This is a genomic window from Flavobacterium chungnamense (assembly GCF_039539165.1).
Taxonomy (GTDB): Bacteria; Bacteroidota; Bacteroidia; order Flavobacteriales; family Flavobacteriaceae; genus Flavobacterium; species Flavobacterium chungnamense.
The window spans coordinates 11,259-33,126 of the sequence record NZ_BAABCS010000021.1; the positions used below are offsets into that span (position 1 = coordinate 11,259).

Genomic DNA, 21,868 nt, shown 5'->3' on the forward strand with positions numbered 1-21,868 from the left:
TAAATAAATTTCAAATTGATACAAATAGAAAAAGCTGTGATTTAAAACCACAGCTTTACATTAAACAAAACTCAAACTAACTCTATTATTCTATTATGCTTTTTATATTTATATTGTCAGGCAATCGTCCAACATTTTGAAGCTTTATCGTTGCTAATTTTTGTGCAATTGTGATACTCTCATTAAGGTTTTTACCTTCTATTTGAGCATATAAAAAACCTGTCCAAAAAGCATCTCCAGCACCTGTTGTATCTTTTATTTCATCTATATGAATAGCTTTTTGAAAAAACAAACCTTGATTTAAATCAGAGACAACTACGCCATTTTTCCCTTTAGTTAAGCAAATTGTTGTTGCTCCTAGATTATGAAAATATTCGAATATATAGTCCTCTGATTTTACTTCTGAAAATAATCGGTAACAATCATCCTCACTTAATTTAACTAATGGATCATTTGCTAAATATTCTTTTAAAACCTGTTTTGCCTCTTCTCTATTTGGCCAAATTCTCTCAGAAAAATTAATATCAATACTTAATTTTAATCCTAACTCTTTAGCTTTTTTTGCTCTATTTAAAATTGTTTGTCTAGCCGGATTTTTACTTAATGCAAAGCAAGTTGTGTGGAAAATTTTAGCATCAGCAATAATCTCATCTGGAAGTTGAGTTTCAAAAATTTCGCAATCGGCTTGTCTGTAAGGAATAAAATCGGGTGTTTCGGTTGATTTTGAAACAAAGATTACAGATGTTGGAGCCGATTCTGACTTTCTAATTTGTGATGTATTTACATTATTCGATTTTAGTTTTCTAACAACATAATCTCCTAAACCATCTTGTCCGCATGATGCTACTAATACTGCATTCAATCCTAAACGAGAAGCATTAACTGCAACGTTTGTAGGAGAACCTCCTAAAAAACGATGATAATCTTTGGTTCTATTGATAGAAGTATTCACCTCATGACCAATAAAATCGATTAAAACTTCGCCTATACTTATGATATCTATAGATTTCAATTAAAAAAATATTTTAAAATTATTATATAATGATTGATGAACTAGAACACTAGCTGCTGCACTCCAAGCACAAAAGGCGACACCATTTGGCTCTTGAGTTGTGGTATTGAAATTTTCATAAAACGAAAACTCGCTTTTTGCATTTGCATGGTTTATTCTCTCTAAAATAATTTCAGCATCAGCATTTTTATCATTTGAAAGCAATGCTAATCCAAAAAAGCCATTGACCATTGGCCAACTTCCGCCGTTGTGAAATTCATACGGATAATTTCTAAATTCATATTTGCAATTGTTCTTCAATAAATTCCAATGTTCATCATTTGGAAAAACTGGAGGCCAAAAAGCTGGAATCAAACCTAAATTAGTTTCAGATGCTAACGAATTTGAAAAATCAATAATCTTCTTTTGAAACTCTTTTGATCCAATATTTAGCAATAAAACTAATGAATTTGCAAAAGCATCAAATTGTGTTTTATATCCAGAAGGAGAAAAAGAACAAGGCATGAAATCTTGAAAATTCATTTCATCATAAGCTCTTTGATGGTATTTTTCTCCAGTTGATTTTGGTATAAAGTTTATTTCTACTTGCTCAACAATTTTGTCTATTTTATTTGAAATTACCCCATCTTTTTGAAAATAATTGTAACTTTTTAAAGCCCAAATTCGGAGTAATTGATCGTACAACACATATCCATCGGTGATGTATTCATCAGCCCAATTCCCTGATAAAGGCACATACATAAGATGCTTATTGTTAAACTCCCATGCTTCTAATAATGACAAACATTTTTCGATATGAGATTTATATTTTGTAACAAACTCGGCATTATCGGTTTGCTTAGCATATTGACAAACTCCAATTACAAACCATGTAACAGCATCTACTCTTCCAGCTAATCCACCATAACTCACTTCTTTAAAACTACCATCAATTAATACATTTGAAGGAATTGTTCCGTTACTATGTTGATTGTTTGCTAATGTTTCTAATGTTTTTTTGAATGTTTCAATTAGCATTTCATCACCCGATGCCAAAGCTGCTAAACCACAAATAACTCCATCACGAGCCCAAACCCTCTGATAATTTGTTGTTTTTTCCGCACTTGCTAAAAAGCCATTTGGTGAAGCGACTTTATGCAATAATTCAATGGCTCTATTGTATGCTATATTTCTCAAATTAAGTATTTTGATTACTATTTTTAACTTTAATAAAAAGAGTGCAAATGGCACTAATTACTAATAAAATCCCTGCAAAAGTTATAGCTTGTCTTGGATCATTATTTAGAAAATTCTTTAAAACATAACCAAAAGTCAACGTTTGAATAAACATTGGAATTACAATCATCATGTTTATAATTCCCATATAAACACCATATCGCTCCTTTGGAATGTTAGCAACAACCATCAAATAAGGAATTCCCATCATACTTGCCCAACCAATTCCGAAACCAGTTATTGCTGGAAATAATAAATATTTATTTTCAATATGTGGAAACAATAAAAATCCGATAGCAGCAAGAATCAAACAAGTGAAATGGACATATTTTGCAGAATATTTTTTAGCAAAACCTACTAGTAAAAAGGCAACTAAAAAGGTAACAATATTGTACCAACCGTTTACTAAACCTGTCCAACTTACAGCTTCGCCATATAATTTCATATCCTTTTCTGGAGAAGTATTCCAAACTGATAGCGCAATACTTTTAGATGAGTTTTGCCAATAACAGAACAAGGCATACCATTGAAATAAATAAACTAAAGCTAATTGCCACATCACTTTTGGCATATCTTTTACTGCCGAAAAAATATCAATGAATGGTGTGAGAAGATTAATTTTTTCTGCTTTGATTTTTTGTAATTCTTCTTCTGTTGGAGGAATTTCTTTAGTAGTGTGTGAACTCCACCAAACAGATGCAATAGAACAAACTGCTCCTAAAAAGAATGACGCAAATACCCAAGTAGGCAATTTTCCTGTTGTGCCAATAAAAATTAATGGAAAAATAAATAAGGAGACATTCGCTAACGTTTGTCCAAAACCAGTAAAAAAACTTTGCGCTTGAAAACCCATTGGTTGTTGCGATTCGTCGAGTTTATCAGCAATAAAAGCTCGATATGGTTCCATTGCAGTGTTGTTTCCTGCATCTAAAATCCAAAGTAATCCAGCGGCCATCCATAAAGAACTACTAAATGGGAATAAAAATAAAGCAATACTACAAACCAATGCACCAATAAAAAAGTATGGTTTTCTTCTTCCACCAAATTTTGGCAACCAGGTTTTATCACTCAAAGCGCCAATAATAGGTTGAATCAGTAAACCTGTAAGTGGTCCTGCAAGATTAAGCAAAGGCAATTCATCTGGACTTGCACCAAGAAAATCGTATATAGGATTTACGGCACTTTGTTGCAAACCAAAACTGTATTGGATTCCGAAAAATCCAACATTCATGTTTATAATTTGCCAAAAGCTTAATGAAGGTTTGTTAGACATCTTTTAATTTAGTTTTTTTAAAAACTCTTCGAAAACACCATTATTTGTAAAAATTATACCTTGCTTATCAATTACTGGAATCCCTAAATTGGAAGTACTTATTCCAGCATTTTTTAATTTGGCGAGCATTTCTTTTAGTGCAACAGCATTTTTGTCAATATCAAAAAAAACGAATTCAATATTGTTTTTTTTTAGGTAAGCTTTTGTATCAATACAATGATGACAATCATCACTTCCGTATACGATAATCGCTTTTTTTGATGTTTCTTGTGCGTGCAATTGTGAAGGAATAAAAGCCGTAAAAAAGAAAAGTAAAAGTAGTATTTTTTTCATTTTTAATGTTTTTAAATAGTTTAGTGTTTTAAAAATAATTCCCATATCAGCTTCAGACTGATATAGGAATTATCAAAATTAAACATGAACTTTTTTATTAGAATCTATAAGCAATAGTTAATGAAGTTGTTCTTCCATTAATTGATCTAGCTCTAACAATATTATCTGTATTTTCAGTAATACTTCCTTCTTCTACTTCAGTAATACCAATTGTATCAAAAACGTTGTTTACATTTAAAGAAGCTGAAAGTCCTTTAGTTAATTCAATATTGATAAAAGGATTAACATAAGCATAACCTGGCATAACTAGTTTGTTATCATCTTGAGCATATGATTTTGTAGTTCCTATTACAGAGAATCCAAAATTATGTTGCTTGCTTGAACCAAATTTGAAAGCAGGAACAATGTTATAAATAAAATCTGCTTGACGACGAGGTTTGTTTCCATTTAAAGCTGGTGTTACTACATCATCTGCAATTTCAGCTTTTGTGTAAGTTACACTACCATTTACTGAGAAATTTTTAACTTTATAGTTTCCTTCTAATTCTAAACCATAAGAATTATATTTTCTTTGAATTTGTCTAATTCCTCCACCAGAACCACCAAAGTCCCAGTTTTGTTCAGATACATTAGCATAGAAAGCTGTAGCATAAATTGATGAATTTTGACCTTTTCTTTTGAAACCTAATTCAGCTTGGTTAACCATATCAGCACTTAAACCAGGAACTGCAGATCCATCATTTAATACATTTGGACCAAATAATAAACGATCAGCATTAGCTCTACCACCACGACTGTATCTTGCAAAAACAGATTGATTATCAGTTAATAAATAGTTTCCACCAAATGAGTAAGATACATAATCATAATCATAGTTAATTGGTTTTCTATTAGCATTATCAACTACAGAAACACTTGCTTCTGGACCTTCAATTGTTCCGTTATTGTTAACGTCTAAATTTAGTGCCTGAGTTGCACCTGCATAAGATCCTCTTGCTTTTCCTGAATCAAAACGCAAACTCATATCTACATTAAATTTATCATTTACTTTTAATTGACCTGCAACATAAGGAGCAGTTACTTCATAATTTGCATCATAATTTCTTGTACAACAGTTACCCCAAGCTGGAACACCATATGCATACAATCCGTTTACAGAATTAGGCCCTGCATTCAATAACGCTGCATTTTCTCCTTTAACTTCAAGTAAGTAAGAATTCCACAACCATGACATATTGATATTTTGGAATGCTTTGTAATATCCTAAAGTCAAATCAAAGTTTCCGAATTTTTTTGTCAATTTCATATCATTTGTAAAGTTGTTGAAATTGTTTATTTCAGTATCAAATGTATGAATTCTCATTACTAATCCATTACTAGCAAAGTTTTGACCAGCTAATGGTCCGTTAGCGTATGTTAAATTTGGAACTCCAAATCCTGTTGCAAATGAAGCAGCAGTTGCAACTTCAGCAGGAAATGGAGAAACAAATCTACCATTGTGATAGTTTTGTCTGAAACGTTCTTCAACTTTCCAGTCATTACCTAAATCAAATTTCATTTCACCACCGAAAGAAGTTGCCATAGGACGCATTCCGTCTGCTAAATTACTTCTTCTTCTTTCTCCATCAGCACCAACAGTTAGGTTATCTAAAAAGTAAGGGCTATGAGGAGTATCGTGCAAAATATTAAAGTTTGATAATGAACTCCAATTTGGATTTGCATTAGTACCTGAAACTTTTACTGGCATTGGTAAGTAACCAATTGATCTATCATTTAAATATTTGAAATAAAGACGTACATATCCTTTTTCAAATTCTTTAGTCATATTAGCCTTGAATTGACCTCCTAAATTTGCTGTGTAACCTGCATTTCTAGGTCCTTCACCTTGACGGAAAAATCCACCTACGTGAAAACGTAATGTTTCTGAAATTGGTGAACCATATTCAAAATCTGTTCTGTTGCTTCCGAAATCAACACCAATAGATTGCATTAACGAACCACCTTCTTTTTTACCATCTTTACTGATAAAGTTGATGATACCTGCTGGTGAATTACTTGCCAAAGTAGATGCTGAACCTCCACGGATAGCTTCAACTTTACTGATAGTTTGGTCATTTCTTACAAAAATATCTGCATTACCAAAAGCAACATCTCCAAATTGCATTACTGGCATTCCATCTTCATGCAATTGTAAAAATTTTGCTCCACCAGATGCTATTGGAATACCACGAACAGTTATGTTAGCGTTACCTTCACCACCTGTTGATTCAGATTTTATACCAGGAAGCATTCTAAATAATTCTGCTGTTGCTCTTGGAGCTCCTTGCTCAATTTGTGCCACTGACACAGAACTGATAGAAACACTTGATTGCAGCTTAGAACGTGGATTGATTACACCGGTTACAACAACTTCTTCAAGTGAAGTAGCTTCTTGCTCAAGTTGAACATTAGCAGTAGTAGCTCCGCTAATTACAACTTCTTTTTTAGAAGTTTTCATACCAATGTAAGAAACGGTAACAGTTGTAGCTCCATCAGAAAGTCCTGATATTGCATAATTACCATCAGCATCAGTAGTTGTAGCCTTTTTTGCAACAGATACATTAGCGCCAGAAACGACATTTCCTTTGTCATCTGTTACTTTTCCGCTCAAGCTACTTTGTGAGAAAGCACTATTAAACAACAATAATGCTGTTAAGAATAGTAAGTTCTTCAAAAATAAAGTACTTTTTTTCATTTTTAATAATTGTTTGATTAGTAAATTTAGTTAATAATAATTCCGAAATTATATTTTTTGTTATTAATATATTAGAGAATTATTATCGAAAACGTTTTCGAAAACTCCGAAAACGTTTTCGATTTTTATTTTAGATTTTTTTTATCATATTTGTTAAATGAAAGAGACAACTTTAAAACAAATAGCTGAAACTTTAGGAATTTCTATAACTACGGTATCAAAAGCTTTAAAAAACTATCCGGATGTAAGTGCAAAGACTAAAAAAAAGGTTTTAGAACTTGCACAAACCTTACAATATACACCAAATAGTTTTGCAGTAAATCTTAGAACTAGAGAATCTAGAACCATAGGTTTAATTATTCCAGAAGTAGTTCATCACTTTTTTTCTAATGTTATTAATGGAATTATTGCTGAAGCTGAGAAGAATGGTTATTTAGTTATTATCCTCCAATCTAATGAATCTTTAGAATTAGAAAAGAAACAAGTAGATTTATTGATAAACAAAAGAGTTGATGGGATAATAATGTCCCTTTCAAATGAATCTAATGATGATGAACATATAAAAGATATTATAAGACGTGAAATTCCTTTTGTAATGTTTGATAAAATTTCCAAGCTTATCAATTGTTCTAAAGTAATTATAAATGATCAAAAAGCTGCGTTTGAAGCTGTAGAACACTTAATAAGTAAAGGTTGTAAAAAAATTGCTCATATTCGAGGACCAGTAAATCCACAAAATTCAATTGACCGATTTCTTGGATATAAAAAAGCTATTGAGAAAAATAACTTAAATTTTGATTCAAAATTAGTTTATACATGTAAAAACGTAACTTTTGACGAGGGAAAAGAATTTGCTGCTCAAATTATTAAAGATCATCCTGATGTTGATGGTATTTTTGTGATAACAGATTTGGTAGCTGTAGGAGTTATAGCTTATTTCAATGAAAATAATATAAATGTCCCTAATCAGATAAAAGTAATTGGATTTAGTAACTGGTTTATGTCGCAAGTTATAACTCCGAAGTTAAGTACTATAGATCAACCTAGTTATGAAATGGGTGTAAATTCTTTTAATTTATTGTTGGAAGAAATTAATCAGAGAAAAGAATTACTAGAATTCAAACCTAAGACCATAGAATTACAAACTTCAATTATAGAAAGAGAATCTACTTCAGGAAATTGATATTCCTCTTAAAACCTTCAAATTTTGTTCTTTTAACTGCTGAGTTTTTAAAAACCTTGTTGAAGGTGTCATTTGTAATTTCATCCCAATCTCTTTTAGAAAAAGATAAAAGTTCAGGATTTGGATTAAATAATGGTTCATTATGAGGTTTTGAAAAACGATTCCATGGGCAAACGTCTTGACAAACATCGCAACCAAATGCCCAATCGTCAAACTTACCTTTCATTTCAATTGGTAAATTGTCTTTTAATTCAATTGTGAAATAAGAAATACATTTACTTCCGTCAACTACATAAGGAGCAACAATGGCATCGGTTGGACAAGCATCTATACAAGCAGTACATGTTCCGCAATGGTCTGTTGTTGGATAATCATATTCTAATTCTAAATCTATAATCAGTTCGGCAATAAAATAAAATGACCCTACTTTTTGAGTAATTAGATTACTGTTTTTTCCTATCCAACCTAATCCACTTTTTGCAGCCCAAGCTTTGTCTAAAACAGGAGCAGAATCAACAAAAGCTCTTCCAGAAACATCACCAATTTGAGATTGAATTGTATTTAATAGTTCCTTTAGTTTTTCTTTGATTACAAAATGATAATCTTGTCCGTAAGCATATTTAGAAATCTTATAACTATCACTATTTTGCTCTTCTGAAGGAAAATAATTTAATAGTAATGAAATAACGCTTTTGGAATCATCAACTAGAAGTTTTGGATTTAATCTTTTGTCAAAATGATTTTCCATATATGACATTTGACCGTGTTGGTTTTTATTCAACCAACTTTCTAATCTTGGAGCTTCTTCTTCTAAGAATTCTGCTTTAGAAATACCACAAGAAAGAAAGCCGAGACGAGTTGCTTCGGATTTGATGAGTTTAGAATAGTTGGAAGTTAGAAGCTGGAAGTTGGAAGACATATTAGTTCAATTTATTTCTAAAAGCAATCATCATATTCATCAAATTATATGACTCTAAATAATAACTTTCAAAAATTGTTGTATCAATGTAATTTCTTCGCTTTGCTTTATGTAAGCAAGTTACAACTTCTGCTAAAGAACGAATTGAATAACCTAAAAACCTTCTAAATTCGGGATTACTTTGTTCGATTGAACCTTCTGAAATATTCAAAGCAATAGAATCTACAGCTCTATTAATTTGCGAAGTTAAATTATAGATTTCACTTTTTGGAAAATTCTGAGACATGCTATTAATTTTTTCGCCAAAATCCATTGCGTTCTGCCAAATAATTAACTTTTCAAATTTAAAACTCATAAAAATAAATATATTATGTTAATTTCCATCTTCAAACTTCCATCTTCAAACTTCCAGCTTCAAACTCCCAGCTTCCATCCTCCCAGCTTCCATCCTCCAACTTCTAAAACAATCCTCCTTGAATATTTGTTTTGATTTTACCTAAATGTTTATAGGCTTTTTCGGTAACTTCTCTTCCTCTTGGAGTTCTAATAATGAAACCTTCTTGAATTAAGAAAGGTTCATAAACTTCTTCTATGGTTTCACCACTTTCCGAAACCGCTGTTGCAAGAGTAGAAAGACCAACAGGACCTCCTTTAAATTTATCAATAATTGTTATAAGTATTTTATTGTCCATTTCATCCAAGCCATGTGCATCTACATGTAATGCTTGTAGTGAATATCGTGCAATTTCAATATCAATCTTACCATTACCTTTAATTTGAGCAAAGTCACGAACACGTCTTAAAAGAGCATTTGCAATCCTTGGTGTGCCTCGACTTCTTCCTGCAATTTCTATTGCGGCTTCCATTGTTATAGGCATTTTTAAAATGGCAGAACTTCGTTGGACTATAGTAGTTAATAGTTCTGTATTATAATATTGTAATCTACTTTGAATACCAAAACGAGCACGCATTGGTGCTGTTAACAAACCTGATCTAGTTGTTGCGCCTACTAAAGTAAAAGGATTTAAATTAATCTGTACGGTTCTTGCATTTGGTCCAGACTCAATCATAATATCAATCTTGAAATCTTCCATAGCAGAATACAAGTATTCTTCAACTACAGGACTTAGACGATGTATTTCATCAATAAACAAAACGTCTCTATCTTCAAGATTGGTTAATAATCCGGCTAAATCACCAGGTTTATCTAAAACTGGACCTGAAGTAATTTTAATTCCAACACCTAGTTCATTCGCTAAAATATTAGCTAAAGTCGTTTTACCTAATCCTGGTGGACCATGAAACAAGGTATGATCTAATGCTTCATTCCTTTGATTTGCCGCTTCAACAAAGACTTTTAAATTATCTAAAACTTGTTCTTGTCCAGTAAAGTCAACAAAAGATAAAGGCCTTAATTTCTTTTCAAGGTCTAGCTCTTCCGGATTATAATTAAAGTTAGTTGGGTCTAAATTTTCATTCATACTACAAATATATAACAAAGTTATATCTAAATAAAAAAGCCTCTCATAAGAAAGGCTTTTTTATATTTTATTTTAAAAATCTTAGTGATGTAAAACTTCTTCACCTGGTTTCATAGGAACATTTTGTGGAACAAAATCTTCATCGTGACCTGGCTTACTATAATCGTATGGCCATCTATGAACTTCTGGAATTTCTCCAGGCCAGTTACCATGAATATGCTCAATTGGAGCTGTCCATTCTAAAGTATTTGATCTCCAAGGATTCTGAACTGTTCTTTTTCCGTAGAAAATACTAGAAAAGAAATTATAAATAAATACTAATTGGAATGCACCACCTACTAAAGCAAATACAGTAATGATAATGTTTACGTCTTGTAAATCATCAAACAATGGGAAGTTAGTATTTGTATAATAACGTCTTGGAAGACCTGCCATACCGATAAAGTGCATTGGGAAGAAAACTCCGTAGGCACATATTGCAGTTACCCAAAAGTGAACATACCCTAAATTCTTGTTTAACATTCTACCGAACATTTTTGGATACCAGTGATAGATTCCAGCAAACATTCCGTAAAGAGCAGAAATACCCATTACTAAGTGAAAGTGAGCAACAACAAAATAAGTATCATGAACATTAATATCAAGAGTACTATCACCTAAAATAATTCCTGTTAATCCACCAGTAATGAACGTTGAAACTAAACCAATAGAAAACAACATAGCTGGATTCAGTTGTAAATTACCTTTCCATAAAGTTGTAATATAGTTAAATGCTTTCACCGCAGATGGTATTGCAATCAATAATGTTGTAAAGGTAAATACTGACCCTAAGAAAGGATTCATACCAGATATAAACATGTGATGTCCCCAAACAATTGTTGATAAAAATGCAATAGCAAGAATAGACATAATCATTGCTCTGTAACCAAAAATAGGTTTACGGGCATTTGTTGCGATAACTTCAGAAGTAATCCCTAAAGCTGGCAATAAGATGATATATACCTCTGGGTGACCTAGGAACCAAAATAAGTGTTCAAATAATACAGGTGAACCACCTTGATAATTTAATACTTCTCCAGCTAAATATATATCCGACAAGAAGAAAGAAGTACCAAAACTTCTATCCATAATTAATAACAAAGCAGCTGACAATAAAACTGGGAAAGAAATAACACCAATGATAGCTGTGATGAAGAAAGCCCAAATTGTAAGAGGCATTCTTGTCATTGTCATTCCTTTAGTTCTAAGATTAATAACAGTTACTATATAATTTAAAGAACCCATCAATGATGCAGCAATAAATACTGCCATTGAAACCAACCATAATGTCATACCTAAACCAGAACCAGCAATTGCTTGTGGCAAAGCACTTAATGGAGGATAAATTGTCCAACCGGCAGAAGCAGGTCCAGATTCAACAAATAATGAAACTACCATTATCACACTTGATAAAAAGAATAACCAATAAGAAACCATATTAAGGAATCCAGAAGCCATATCTCTTGCGCCAAGTTGCAAAGGAATTAATAGATTACTAAAAGTACCACTAAGAGCAGCAGTCAATACAAAGAAAACCATTATAGTTCCGTGTATAGTAATTAATGATAAATATGCTTCATTAGTCATAACTCCTTCTGGTGCCATTCTTTCACCTAAGAAAAAACTAAAAACTTTAAAAGATTGTTCAGGCCAAGCCAATTGCAATCTAAAAAGCAATGACATACCAACACCAATGATACCCATAAATATACCAGTCAAAAGATATTGTTTAGCAATCATCTTATGGTCTATACTAAATATATATTTAGTAATAAAAGTATCTTTATGGTGGTGTTCATGATGATCTTCGTGGTGATCGTGTGTGTGATTATCGTGTGCGTGACTCATATTATAAAATATATTATATTTTTATTATTTAGTTGGGGCTTCAGCTACTAAAGTAGTATCTTTCTTTAGCAAAGTAGTATCAATTTTAGTTGGATTAGATTCAGCTAATTTAGCGACAGCTTCTTCTGCTACAGCAGTTTTTACTGATTGTACCAGTTTCGTTTTTTCTTTTAACCATTTATTGTAATCAGTTTCACTTTCTACAATAACTTTCATTTGCATATTGTAATGTGAAGAACCACAAATCTTATTACATAACAACAAGAAATCAAATTGATATGGATCTAAAGCAGTTTTCCCTTCAGCAACTAATTGTTTGCTTTTATTTTCTCTAATCTTATTAATATTAGCAACTTTTTCTGTCATATCTTTCGTATCTCTCATTTCTGAGGTAGTCATTGATGGAGTAAAAGCAAATTGAGTTACCATACCAGGAACACAATTCATTTGAGCTCTAAAGTGAGGCATATAGAAAGAATGCAAAACATCTTGAGAACGAATTTTGAAAATTACTTTTTTACCTTTCGGTAAGTGTAATTCGTCGGCAACAATATCGTCTTGAGCATTTGGATCAGCTAAATCAACACCCAAAGTATTAACTCCTTCGATTAATCTAACATTAGCTTTACCTAAAACATTATCATCACCTGCATATCTTACAGACCATTTAAATTGCTGAGCATAAACTTCAATTACAATTGGCTTTTCTTCTTTTTCATTTACAAACATTATATCTGTCCAAGAATACAATCCGAAAAAGATTAATACCGCTAATACTAATGCGGGTATCGAACTCCAAATAAACTCTAATTTGTTATTGTCAGAAAAGTAAGTAGCTATTTGTCCTTTTTTACCTCTGTATTTATAAGAAAAATAAAACAATAACCCTTGAGTAATAGTTTGAACAATAAATATTAGAATCATTGAAATCCACATCAATTGATCTACTTCTTTTCCATGAACAGAAGCAGCATTACTCATTAATGGAAATTTTCCATAATTAGCAAAACAAAATATTGTTATTAAATAAATGAACGCTAAAAAGGCAAAAGATAAATACCCATTAACATTATTGTCGTTATCATCGGCTATCTGATTGTTATCAGATTGTTTACCAACTTGCGTTAGGTCAAAAATTTTAGTCAATTGCCAAAGGGCAACAGATAATAAAACTAAAACAAGAAGTACTAATAAACTTGTCATTTGTTCTTTTCTTTAAATATTAATAATGAAAATGTTTACTTTCTTCGATGAAAGGGTTACGTTTTGGAGTAAGTGGAACTTTAGATAAAGCAGTAAATACAACAAAAATAAACAATCCTAAAAAGAATAATACAGAAGCGATTTCAGATACACCTATGAACCATTGATCCCCAACAGTAGCAGGCATAACCATATTAAAGAAATCTACATAGTGCCCTAATAAAATAACAACACCTGCTCCTACAATAATCGGTGCTATACGTTTGAAGTCAGTATTAATTAAAACTAACAATGGGAAAACGAAATTCATAACAACTGCACCAAAAAATGGTAAATTATAGTGCTCAATTCTAGTTATAAAATAAGTAACCTCTTCTGGAATATTTGCATACCAAATAAGCATGAATTGAGAAAACCATAAGTAAGTCCAAAAAACACTAATACCAAACATGAATTTAGATAAATCGTGAATATGGCTTGAATTTACATTTTCTAAATAACCTTTAGATTTCAAATACAGAGTAACCATTGAAATTGTTGTAATACCACTTACAAAGAAACTAGCAAATACATACCATCCAAAAAGTGTACTAAACCAATGAGGATCAAAAGACATCAACCAATCCCAAGACATGATAGATTCAGTTACAATAAAGAAAACTAAAAATCCTGCAGAAAGTTTGAAATTCTTTTTATAAAAAGTATTATCATTTGATTCATCTTGTGCCAAACAATTTTTTCTTGACATATAACGATACAAATTCCATCCTATTAAGAAAACTGCAGCTCTAATTAACCAAAATGTAGGATTTAAATAACCGGATTTTCCAGCAATTAATTTATCATAATTAGGATTACCTACTTCTGTAACTCCATCTTGCATCCAAACAAAAATATGATTTAAATGTAAAGCAGACATAACTAATATTCCGAAAAATATAATAGAACCCACTGGTAAATAAGCCGTGATTCCTTGCATAACTCTAAACAATACTGGAGACCAACCTGCTTGTGCTACTTGTTGAATTGCATAAAAAGCTAAAACTCCTAATGAAATTAACATGAAGAAAATACAAGCAACATATAAAGCCGACCAAGGCTTATTTTGTAATTGGTGTAAAACATGTTCTAAATGCTCTTTATGCTCTTTTTCAGCATCAACTTTAGATTCTGAAACATTGCTAGCAGCATGATTATCATGATGATTATCTTTTGCTAAAGGAGCAACTTCAGCTTTTACCGAATCCATTTCATGAACTACAGAAGTAGTGTCTGTTTTAGATTCATCATTTTTTGCTTCTTCTTTTACTTCATGATGATTCGCTACTACTTCATGTGTATTGTGAGCGTCAGCCTTAGTATCATGATTACCATGATGACTCGCGGCAACTATTTTTTCAACTTCTTCTATAGTCTTTGGAGTAGATAAAAAACCATACACTATACCAACTAATCCTAAAATCATTAGAACAAGCGCTGTGTTTTTTAAACCTTTTGAAAATGTGTACATATCTTTAACAATCTGTTTGTTCTACAATTATAATTCACTTTTAAGCTTCATCACATAAGCAGCAACCATCCAACGTTCTTCTTGATTTAATTGAGTAGCATATGAACCCATTGAATTTAAACCATAGTTAATTACGTGATTAATACTACCTTCATTAATAACTCTATCTACATAACTTGGTACTCCAAGAAATTTACCTTGAGTAACTAATTTACCTTTACCATCACCAGCAGTACCATGACAAATACCACAATATATCACATAAAGTTCCTCTGCCTTTTTCATATCAATTTTAGATGGATCTAAAGGAGATTTAAGATTTGCTGCTTTAACAGCTGCAAAAGATTCTGGCGTATCTGCATATTCATAAGGAACATAACCTCTTTTAATTGAACCAACAGCTGGTAATTGACCTTCTTTACCTTTTAAACCATTAACTGAGTTAAATGCTTTTGATTCAGAATATGTTTCATATGCAACTGACTCGTACATGTTTGGCATATACTGATAATTAGGTGATGCATTATCTTTACATGAAGAAAGAGATACTATTATACCTAATACTAATGTTATTTTTATTATACTTTTCATGTCTGTTTAGTGCTTATCAATTACTTTAACTTCAACTGCACCTGTATTTTTTAAGAAAGAAGTCAATTCCTCTTCATTATTATTTACAGCTACTTCCATTAAGAAGTGATCATCTGTTGTTCTCACATCAGGATTTTCTGCTTTTTTAAACGGCCACAATTTACTTCTCATATAAAAAGTAATTACCATTAAGTGAGCTGCAAAGAAAACTGTCATTTCAAACATTACCGGCACAAAAGCAGGCATATTTTGTATGTAGCTCATACTTGGCTTTCCTCCAATATCTTGAGGCCAATCTTGTATCATAATGTAATTCATCATTGTTGTTGCAACACTGATACCTATACAACCATAAATAAATGCACATATTGCAAGTCTGGTTGGTGCCAATCCCATCGCTTTATCCAATCCGTGAACAGGAAATGGAGTGAAAACTTCTTCAATATGATGATGTGCTTTTCTAGTTTGCTTTACAGCATCCATTAAAATATCATCATCATTGTATATTGCGTATATAACTTTATTACTCATAACAAATACTAATGTTTTTCTGAATGATTATGTCCTTCTTTTTCTCTCTCTCTCTTATAATTCTCACCAGAAGATTTCAAGATTGTTTTAACCTCTGCTTGAGCAATAACTGGGAAAGTTCTAGCATACAATAAGAATAAAACAAAAAAGAATCCTATAGTTCCAATGAAGATACCAATATCAACAAATGTTGGAGAGAACATAGTCCAAGATGACGGAAGATAATCTCTGTGTAATGAAGTAACGATAATTACAAAACGTTCGAACCACATTCCAATATTTACAACAATTGAGATTATGAAAGAGAACATAATACTAGTTCTTAATTTCTTAGACCACATAAACTGTGGAGAAAATACATTACATGTCATCATTGACCAATATGCCCACCAGTAAGGACCAGTTGCTCTGTTTAAGAAAGCATATTGTTCATACTCAACACCTGAATACCAAGCAACGAATAACTCTGTGATATAGGCAACACCAACGATAGAACCAGTAATCATGATTACAATATTCATCAATTCGATATGTTGAATTGTTATATATGCTTCTAAGTTAGAAACCTTTCTCATGATGATTAACAAGGTATTAACCATTGCAAACCCTGAGAATACTGCACCGGCAACGAAGTAAGGTGGGAATATAGTTGTATGCCAACCAGGTACTACCGAAGTAGCAAAGTCAAATGATACAATCGTGTGTACAGAAAGAACCAAAGGTGTAGCTAAACCAGCTAATACTAAAGAAACTTCTTCAAAACGTTGCCAATCTTTTGCTCTACCGCTCCATCCGAAACTCAAAATAGAGTAAATCTTTTTGTTGAAAGGAGTAACAGCTCTGTCTCTTAACATTGCAAAATCAGGAAGTAAACCAGTCCACCAGAAAACTAATGATACTGAAAGATACGTCGAAATTGCGAATACGTCCCAAAGAAGAGGTGAGTTAAAGTTAACCCAAAGAGAACCAAATTGATTAGGAATTGGAACAACCCAATAAGCTAACCATGGTCTACCCATGTGGATGATTGGGAATAATCCTGCTTGAACAACTGAGAAAATTGTCATTGCTTCCGCAGAACGGTTAATAGCCATTCTCCATCTTTGACGGAAAAGTAAAAGTACTGCAGAAATAAGTGTTCCTGCGTGACCGATACCAACCCACCAAACGAAATTGGTAATATCCCAAGCCCAACCTACAGTCTTGTTAAGACCCCAAGTTCCGATACCAGTTGAAATGGTATATGTGATACAACCTATTCCCCAAAGGAAAGCTGCTAATGCGATTGAAAAAACGGTCCACCATTGTTTGTTTGCTCTTCCTTCAACAGGAGCAGCAACATCGACAGTCACATCGTGATAACTTTTATCACCAATAACTAATGGTTTTCTAATGGGTGCTTCGTAGTGAGACGACATAATCCTTTATCTTGTTTCTTAATTAATCTTTTTTAAACTAGGTATTTCTAACTTTTACGTGGTAGATAACGTTTGGCTTAGTTCCAACATGCTCTAACAAATGATACATTCTTTTGTCTTCTAGTAACTCAGCTACTTTAGATTCTTTATCATTTACATCTCCAAATATCATTGCTCCTGAAGAACATGCATTTGAACAAGCGGTTTGGAATTCACCATCTTTTATTTCTCTTCCTTCACGTTTTGCATCAAGAATAGTTTTTTGTGTCATTTGAATACACATAGAACATTTTTCCATAACTCCACGAGAACGAACATTTACATCTGGATTAACAACCATACGACCTAAATCATCATTCATATGGAAATCAAATTCGCTGTTATTGTTGTATAAGAACCAGTTGAAACGACGTACTTTATATGGACAGTTGTTAGCACAGTAACGAGTACCAACACATCTGTTATAAGCCATTTGATTTTGACCTTGACGACCGTGAGAAGTTGCAGCAACTGGACAAACAGTTTCACAAGGAGCGTGATTACAATGCTGACACATAACTGGTTGGAAAGCCACTTGAGGATTATCTGCAGGATTTTCCATTTTTCTGAATCCGCCTAATGAACCTTTGGTCTCTTCATCCCCAACAATAAATCCACCCAAATCTAAACCGTCAAATTCTTCTTTTTTCTTGTTGTCACCAGCAAAAGTGTCTTCAGAAGAATAGTATCTATCAATACGCAACCAATGCATATCGCGACTTCTTCTTACCTCAGACTTACCAACAACTGGCACGTTATTTTCAGCGTGACAAGCTATAACACAAGCACCACATCCAGTACAAGCATTCAAGTCAATTGATAAATTGAAATGGTGACCGGTTGAACGATCAAATGATTCCCATAAATCAACTTTAGTAGCTTCTACTTCTTTGTGATCTAAAGATACCATAGGAACTGGGTTCCATTCTCTACTATCTTTAGCTGTTCTGAAAATTTCAAGTGTAGTTTCTCTAACAATATCTCCTCTACCCATTAAAGTTTTTTGTGACTGAACACATGCAAACTCATGCTCTCCATCACCTTTAGTGATAGTTGCAGATTGAACATTATTGAAATTATTATATAAAGCGTAAGCATTAACACCTACTTGCATTTCTTCTTTTAATGCAGCTTTTTTACCATATCCAAGAGCTAAACCCAATGTCCCCTTAGCTTGTCCAGGCTGAACAATTACAGGTACATTTTCTAATTTTACTCCATTAACAGTTAGAGTAGCATAACTTCCGTTAAGACCTCCATTAGCAACAATTTTGTTTTCTATTTTTAATTTATTAGCATCAAATTGAGAAACAGTAACATAATTATCCCATGAAACTCTTGTAATAGGATCTGGGAATTCTTGTAACCATGGGTTATTTGCTTGTTGACCATCACCTAAACCAACTTTAGTATATAATACTAATTCAAAACCTTGTGCAGGTTTTGATTGAGATAAAGCTGATGCAGCTCCATTATAATCAGCAGTACCACCAGCTAAAGTGCTAACTCCTGAAACAAAAACACCATCATGAAGTACTTTATTCCAAGATGAACCTGAAATAAAACTCGCAGAATTTGCTTTTATATAATCGTAGTAATTTCCAGCTACTCCATTCCAAGACATTAATGATTCTTGGAATTGTTTTGTATTGAATAATGGGCGAATAGTTGGCTGAACTAAAGAATAAGTTCCTTTTGTCAACATTAAATCGTTCCAAGATTCTAAATAATGAGGCGTTGCAGCTGCAATTGTAGTAAGCTCCGCAGTTTCATCTTCTTTAAGAGAAAAAGCAACAGATGTCTTTACTTTTTTCAAACCACTAACAAAAGATTTGCTATTTGCCAAAGTGTATACAGGGTTAACACCACTCATGATAAGAGTGTGAACCAAACCTGCATTCATATCTGAAATTAATTGAGCAACTTTTTCGTTAGATCCTTTTCTGATTAGCCTTGCACCAGCAGTTAATAAAGCTTCACTTTTTAAAACTTGATTGATAGCAATAACTAATAACTGAGCATTTTTATCTTGAATACCAGAAACCAAAAGACCTTTACTTCCTGCGTCTTTTAATTGATTTGCAGCTTTTACAACTTCAGCTTCATTTTCAATTTTTCCTGTTGAAACAGAAGCACCAGTTATAATGTTATATATTTTTACTAAGGCTAATTTTTGATTAGAGATAGTCATTGGAACTCTTTTATCAGCTGCAGCTCCAGACAATGTCATGTTTGCTTCAAATTGAAAATGCTTTGACATTTTTCCAGCTTGAGGAATTCTTCCTTGTGCATATCCTTTATCAAAACCTCCACCTTGCCAATCACCTAAGAAATCAGCATCGATAGAAACAATTGTATTTGCTTTTGAAAAATCATAATCTACTAAAGCTCTTTCTCCATAAACCGATTCAAAAGCATCTAAAGCAGCAGATTCAGAAACAGAATCATAAACCACATGTTTAGCAGTAGGATTTTTTGAGATAAAGTCTGAAATTAATTTTTCAGTAGAAGGACTCGCTAAAGTGTTAGTCAATAAAACAACTTGCTTACCAGATGCTTTTGCATCAGCTAAACTAACTTTAACTTTTGCATCAACTTCATTCCATGTTGCTGACTTAGAATCAACTTTTGGAGAAGTAAGACGCATACTATCATATAAAGATAATACTGAAGCATGAACTCTTGCATTGGCAGCAAACTTAGCTCCTTCAATTGTATTATTCTCAATTTTAATTGGACGACCTTCTCTTGTCTTCACTAAAAGATTTGCAAAATCAAAACCATCAAACATAGATGTTGCATAAAAATCAGCAACACCAGGAATGATTGTATCTGGTTGAACCACGTATGGAATTGATTTATGAACTGGTCCTTCACATGCAGCTAACGAAGCAGCTGCAGTTGTAAAACCAACGTACTTTAAGAAATCACGACGAGTAGTTGATGAAGATGATAATGATTCGTTTGATAAGAATTCATCCGTTGGGATTTGTTCTACAAACTCATTATTTCTAAGCGTCTCAACAATAGAACTATTTCCGTTTAGTTCCTCAACACTTTTCCAGTATTTTTTGTTAGATGACATCGTATATAAATATTAGCTTCTTAATAATTTGATTAATAGTGACACTTACCACATTCTAAACCTCCCATTTGTGCTGCAGTCAATTTGTCTACACCGTATCTTTTAGAAAGTTCTTTATGAATTTTATCGTAATAAGCATTTCCTTCCATTTTAACATCAGTTTTACGGTGACAATCTATACACCATCCCATAGTTAAAGTAGCAAATTGTTTTTGTATTTCGTAAGTTTGAACTTCACCATGACATTTTTGACATTCAATACCTGCAACAGTTACGTGTTGTGAATGATTGAAATAAGCAAAATCAGGTAAATTATGAATTCTAACCCATTTCACCGGCTCTGTTTTACCAGTATATTTTTGAGTGCTTTGATCCCAACCCACAGCTTTGTATAATTTTTGAATTTCTTTATCATAGAATGCTTTTGAGTAATCTTCTGTAGCAGTAGTATCAGAAACTTCAGCAATATTTTTATGACAATTCATACACACATTCAAAGATGGTATACCAGCATTTTTACTAACTCTAGCTGAAGAGTGACAATATTTACAATCTATACCATTACTACCCGCGTGAATTCTGTGAGAATAATGAATTGGCTGAACTGGAGCATAATCTTGGTCAATACCAACTTGCATCAAGAAACCATAAACAAAATAACCACTAGCTAACAATAAAAATATAGAAGAAACCAATACTAAAAACTGATTTTTAGCGAATGCTTTCCAAATTGGCATTGATGGTTGTTTTGCTAAAGCTTCAATTCCATTAGCTTTTGCGATTTTAGTTAGAACATTATTCACTAAGAACAACATCACTACCAACATCAACATCACTAGAGCCAAAGCACCTAGGATAATATCATTTGAAATACCTTCGTTAATCGAAGTAGTTTCTCCCGGAGGACCAGCACTTACATTTACTGGAGGCTCAGCTTTAGGCTCAGAAGTGTAAGCAATAATATTATCAATATCAGCAGTTGACAATTGAGGAAAAGCAGTCATTACTGATTTATTATTTTCCTCAAAAACTTTTACAGCTTTAGCATCACCAGATTTGATTAATGCAGAACTATTGTTTATCCACTTGTACAACCAAGGCATATCATATTTTGCAGAAATACCTCTTAGTGCCGGACCTGTCATTTTCTTATCTAAGTTATGACATGCTGCACAATTTGCATTAAATAATTCTTTTCCTTTCACAGCATCTCCTCCAGCAGTTGCAGCAGGAGTAGTTGCAGCAGGAGCAGCAGCTGGCATAGCTGTTGCAGCCGGAGCAGCAGTTTCTTGAGCAAATGAAGACAAGGAGATAGTTAGCATTAAAGCTAATCCAAATGAATAAATTCTAGAAATCGAACTATGGTTACCCACTTTTTTCATATTATAAATGATTATCGACTAAATTTTGGTATGGTTTTTTCTTATGATTAAACAAATTACCAATACACTTTT

At 32.6% G+C, this 21,868-nt stretch carries 17 protein-coding genes; 1 reads left to right on the forward strand and 16 read right to left on the reverse strand.

Features of this window, described 5'->3' with window-relative positions; genetic code table 11:
- Window positions 1-85: 85 nt before the first annotated feature.
- The 5 genes from ABD771_RS12220 to ABD771_RS12240 all read right to left on the reverse strand — a co-directional run bounded on the left by ABD771_RS12220 (window position 86) and on the right by ABD771_RS12240 (window position 6,567).
- Window positions 86-1,012 carry a carbohydrate kinase family protein gene (locus tag ABD771_RS12220; protein ID WP_344815547.1) on the reverse strand — a complete coding sequence of 309 codons (927 nt, stop codon included), beginning with the start codon at window positions 1,010-1,012 and terminating at the stop codon, window positions 86-88.
- On the reverse strand, window positions 1,013-2,188 hold the full coding sequence (locus ABD771_RS12225; RefSeq protein WP_345094981.1) for a glycoside hydrolase 100 family protein: 1,176 nt from the start codon (window positions 2,186-2,188) through the stop codon (window positions 1,013-1,015).
- A gap of 1 nt (window position 2,189) precedes the next feature.
- A complete protein-coding gene (locus ABD771_RS12230; protein WP_298307885.1) occupies window positions 2,190-3,500 on the reverse strand; it encodes an MFS transporter in 1,311 nt (436 codons plus the stop codon).
- Window positions 3,501-3,503: 3 nt separating this feature from the next.
- Window positions 3,504-3,833, reverse strand: a complete 330-nt coding sequence (locus ABD771_RS12235) for a glutaredoxin family protein (protein WP_345094985.1) — start codon at window positions 3,831-3,833, stop codon at window positions 3,504-3,506.
- A 97-nt stretch (window positions 3,834-3,930) separates the two neighbouring features.
- A complete protein-coding gene (locus ABD771_RS12240; RefSeq protein WP_345094987.1) occupies window positions 3,931-6,567 on the reverse strand; it encodes a TonB-dependent receptor in 2,637 nt (878 codons plus the stop codon).
- 157 nt (window positions 6,568-6,724) lie between these two features.
- On the opposite strand from ABD771_RS12240, the gene ABD771_RS12245 reads away from it, so the two are divergent.
- Window positions 6,725-7,750: a LacI family DNA-binding transcriptional regulator gene (locus tag ABD771_RS12245; protein ID WP_298307876.1), complete on the forward strand. Its 1,026-nt coding sequence runs from the start codon at window positions 6,725-6,727 to the stop codon at window positions 7,748-7,750.
- On the opposite strand, the gene queG is transcribed toward ABD771_RS12245, so the two are convergent.
- The 11 genes from queG to ABD771_RS12300 all read right to left on the reverse strand — a co-directional run bounded on the left by queG (window position 7,734) and on the right by ABD771_RS12300 (window position 21,796).
- Complete coding sequence (queG, locus tag ABD771_RS12250; protein ID WP_345094989.1) at window positions 7,734-8,669, reverse strand: tRNA epoxyqueuosine(34) reductase QueG; 936 nt, start codon at window positions 8,667-8,669, stop codon at window positions 7,734-7,736. The two genes, ABD771_RS12245 and queG, sit on opposite strands and share 17 nt — an antisense overlap.
- A gap of 1 nt (window position 8,670) precedes the next feature.
- Window positions 8,671-9,024, reverse strand: a complete 354-nt coding sequence (locus tag ABD771_RS12255; protein WP_345094991.1) for a four helix bundle protein — start codon at window positions 9,022-9,024, stop codon at window positions 8,671-8,673.
- Between the two features lie 103 nt (window positions 9,025-9,127).
- Window positions 9,128-10,150, reverse strand: a complete 1,023-nt coding sequence (gene ruvB, locus ABD771_RS12260) for a Holliday junction branch migration DNA helicase RuvB (protein WP_345094993.1) — start codon at window positions 10,148-10,150, stop codon at window positions 9,128-9,130.
- Between the two features lie 81 nt (window positions 10,151-10,231).
- Window positions 10,232-12,037 carry a cytochrome c oxidase subunit I gene (locus ABD771_RS12265; protein WP_345094995.1) on the reverse strand — a complete coding sequence of 602 codons (1,806 nt, stop codon included), beginning with the start codon at window positions 12,035-12,037 and terminating at the stop codon, window positions 10,232-10,234.
- Between the two features lie 24 nt (window positions 12,038-12,061).
- On the reverse strand, window positions 12,062-13,240 hold the full coding sequence (locus tag ABD771_RS12270; RefSeq protein ID WP_345094997.1) for a cytochrome c oxidase subunit II: 1,179 nt from the start codon (window positions 13,238-13,240) through the stop codon (window positions 12,062-12,064).
- A 19-nt stretch (window positions 13,241-13,259) separates the two neighbouring features.
- On the reverse strand, window positions 13,260-14,750 hold the full coding sequence (locus ABD771_RS12275) for a quinol:cytochrome C oxidoreductase (RefSeq protein WP_345094999.1): 1,491 nt from the start codon (window positions 14,748-14,750) through the stop codon (window positions 13,260-13,262).
- 27 nt (window positions 14,751-14,777) lie between these two features.
- Window positions 14,778-15,341, reverse strand: coding sequence for a c-type cytochrome (locus ABD771_RS12280; RefSeq protein ID WP_345095001.1), 564 nt, complete (start codon window positions 15,339-15,341; stop codon window positions 14,778-14,780).
- Between the two features lie 6 nt (window positions 15,342-15,347).
- Complete coding sequence (locus ABD771_RS12285) at window positions 15,348-15,872, reverse strand: DUF3341 domain-containing protein (RefSeq protein WP_345095003.1); 525 nt, start codon at window positions 15,870-15,872, stop codon at window positions 15,348-15,350.
- Between the two features lie 8 nt (window positions 15,873-15,880).
- Window positions 15,881-17,290, reverse strand: coding sequence for an NrfD/PsrC family molybdoenzyme membrane anchor subunit (gene nrfD, locus ABD771_RS12290; protein WP_345095006.1), 1,410 nt, complete (start codon window positions 17,288-17,290; stop codon window positions 15,881-15,883).
- Between the two features lie 37 nt (window positions 17,291-17,327).
- A complete protein-coding gene (locus ABD771_RS12295) occupies window positions 17,328-20,414 on the reverse strand; it encodes a TAT-variant-translocated molybdopterin oxidoreductase (protein ID WP_345095009.1) in 3,087 nt (1,028 codons plus the stop codon).
- Between the two features lie 32 nt (window positions 20,415-20,446).
- Window positions 20,447-21,796 (reverse strand): c-type cytochrome, encoded by a 1,350-nt coding sequence (locus tag ABD771_RS12300; RefSeq protein WP_345095011.1) that lies wholly within the window; start codon window positions 21,794-21,796, stop codon window positions 20,447-20,449.
- Window positions 21,797-21,868 lie beyond the last annotated feature (72 nt).

What these genes read in the sequence shown, in the direction of transcription:
- ABD771_RS12230 (WP_298307885.1), bottom strand. Translation starts at nt 3,500, where the DNA reads ATGTCTAACAAACCTTCATTAAGCTTTTGGCAAATTATAAACATGAAT.
- ABD771_RS12235 (WP_345094985.1), bottom strand. Translation starts at nt 3,833, where the DNA reads ATGAAAAAAATACTACTTTTACTTTTCTTTTTTACGGCTTTTATTCCT.
- ABD771_RS12240 (WP_345094987.1), bottom strand. Translation starts at nt 6,567, where the DNA reads ATGAAAAAAAGTACTTTATTTTTGAAGAACTTACTATTCTTAACAGCA.
- ABD771_RS12245 (WP_298307876.1), top strand. Translation starts at nt 6,725, where the DNA reads ATGAAAGAGACAACTTTAAAACAAATAGCTGAAACTTTAGGAATTTCT.
- queG (WP_345094989.1), bottom strand. Translation starts at nt 8,669, where the DNA reads ATGTCTTCCAACTTCCAGCTTCTAACTTCCAACTATTCTAAACTCATC.
- ABD771_RS12255 (WP_345094991.1), bottom strand. Translation starts at nt 9,024, where the DNA reads ATGAGTTTTAAATTTGAAAAGTTAATTATTTGGCAGAACGCAATGGAT.
- ruvB (WP_345094993.1), bottom strand. Translation starts at nt 10,150, where the DNA reads ATGAATGAAAATTTAGACCCAACTAACTTTAATTATAATCCGGAAGAG.
- ABD771_RS12265 (WP_345094995.1), bottom strand. Translation starts at nt 12,037, where the DNA reads ATGAGTCACGCACACGATAATCACACACACGATCACCACGAAGATCAT.
- ABD771_RS12270 (WP_345094997.1), bottom strand. Translation starts at nt 13,240, where the DNA reads ATGACAAGTTTATTAGTACTTCTTGTTTTAGTTTTATTATCTGTTGCC.
- ABD771_RS12275 (WP_345094999.1), bottom strand. Translation starts at nt 14,750, where the DNA reads ATGTACACATTTTCAAAAGGTTTAAAAAACACAGCGCTTGTTCTAATG.
- ABD771_RS12280 (WP_345095001.1), bottom strand. Translation starts at nt 15,341, where the DNA reads ATGAAAAGTATAATAAAAATAACATTAGTATTAGGTATAATAGTATCT.
- ABD771_RS12285 (WP_345095003.1), bottom strand. Translation starts at nt 15,872, where the DNA reads ATGAGTAATAAAGTTATATACGCAATATACAATGATGATGATATTTTA.
- nrfD (WP_345095006.1), bottom strand. Translation starts at nt 17,290, where the DNA reads ATGTCGTCTCACTACGAAGCACCCATTAGAAAACCATTAGTTATTGGT.
- ABD771_RS12295 (WP_345095009.1), bottom strand. Translation starts at nt 20,414, where the DNA reads ATGTCATCTAACAAAAAATACTGGAAAAGTGTTGAGGAACTAAACGGA.
- ABD771_RS12300 (WP_345095011.1), bottom strand. Translation starts at nt 21,796, where the DNA reads ATGAAAAAAGTGGGTAACCATAGTTCGATTTCTAGAATTTATTCATTT.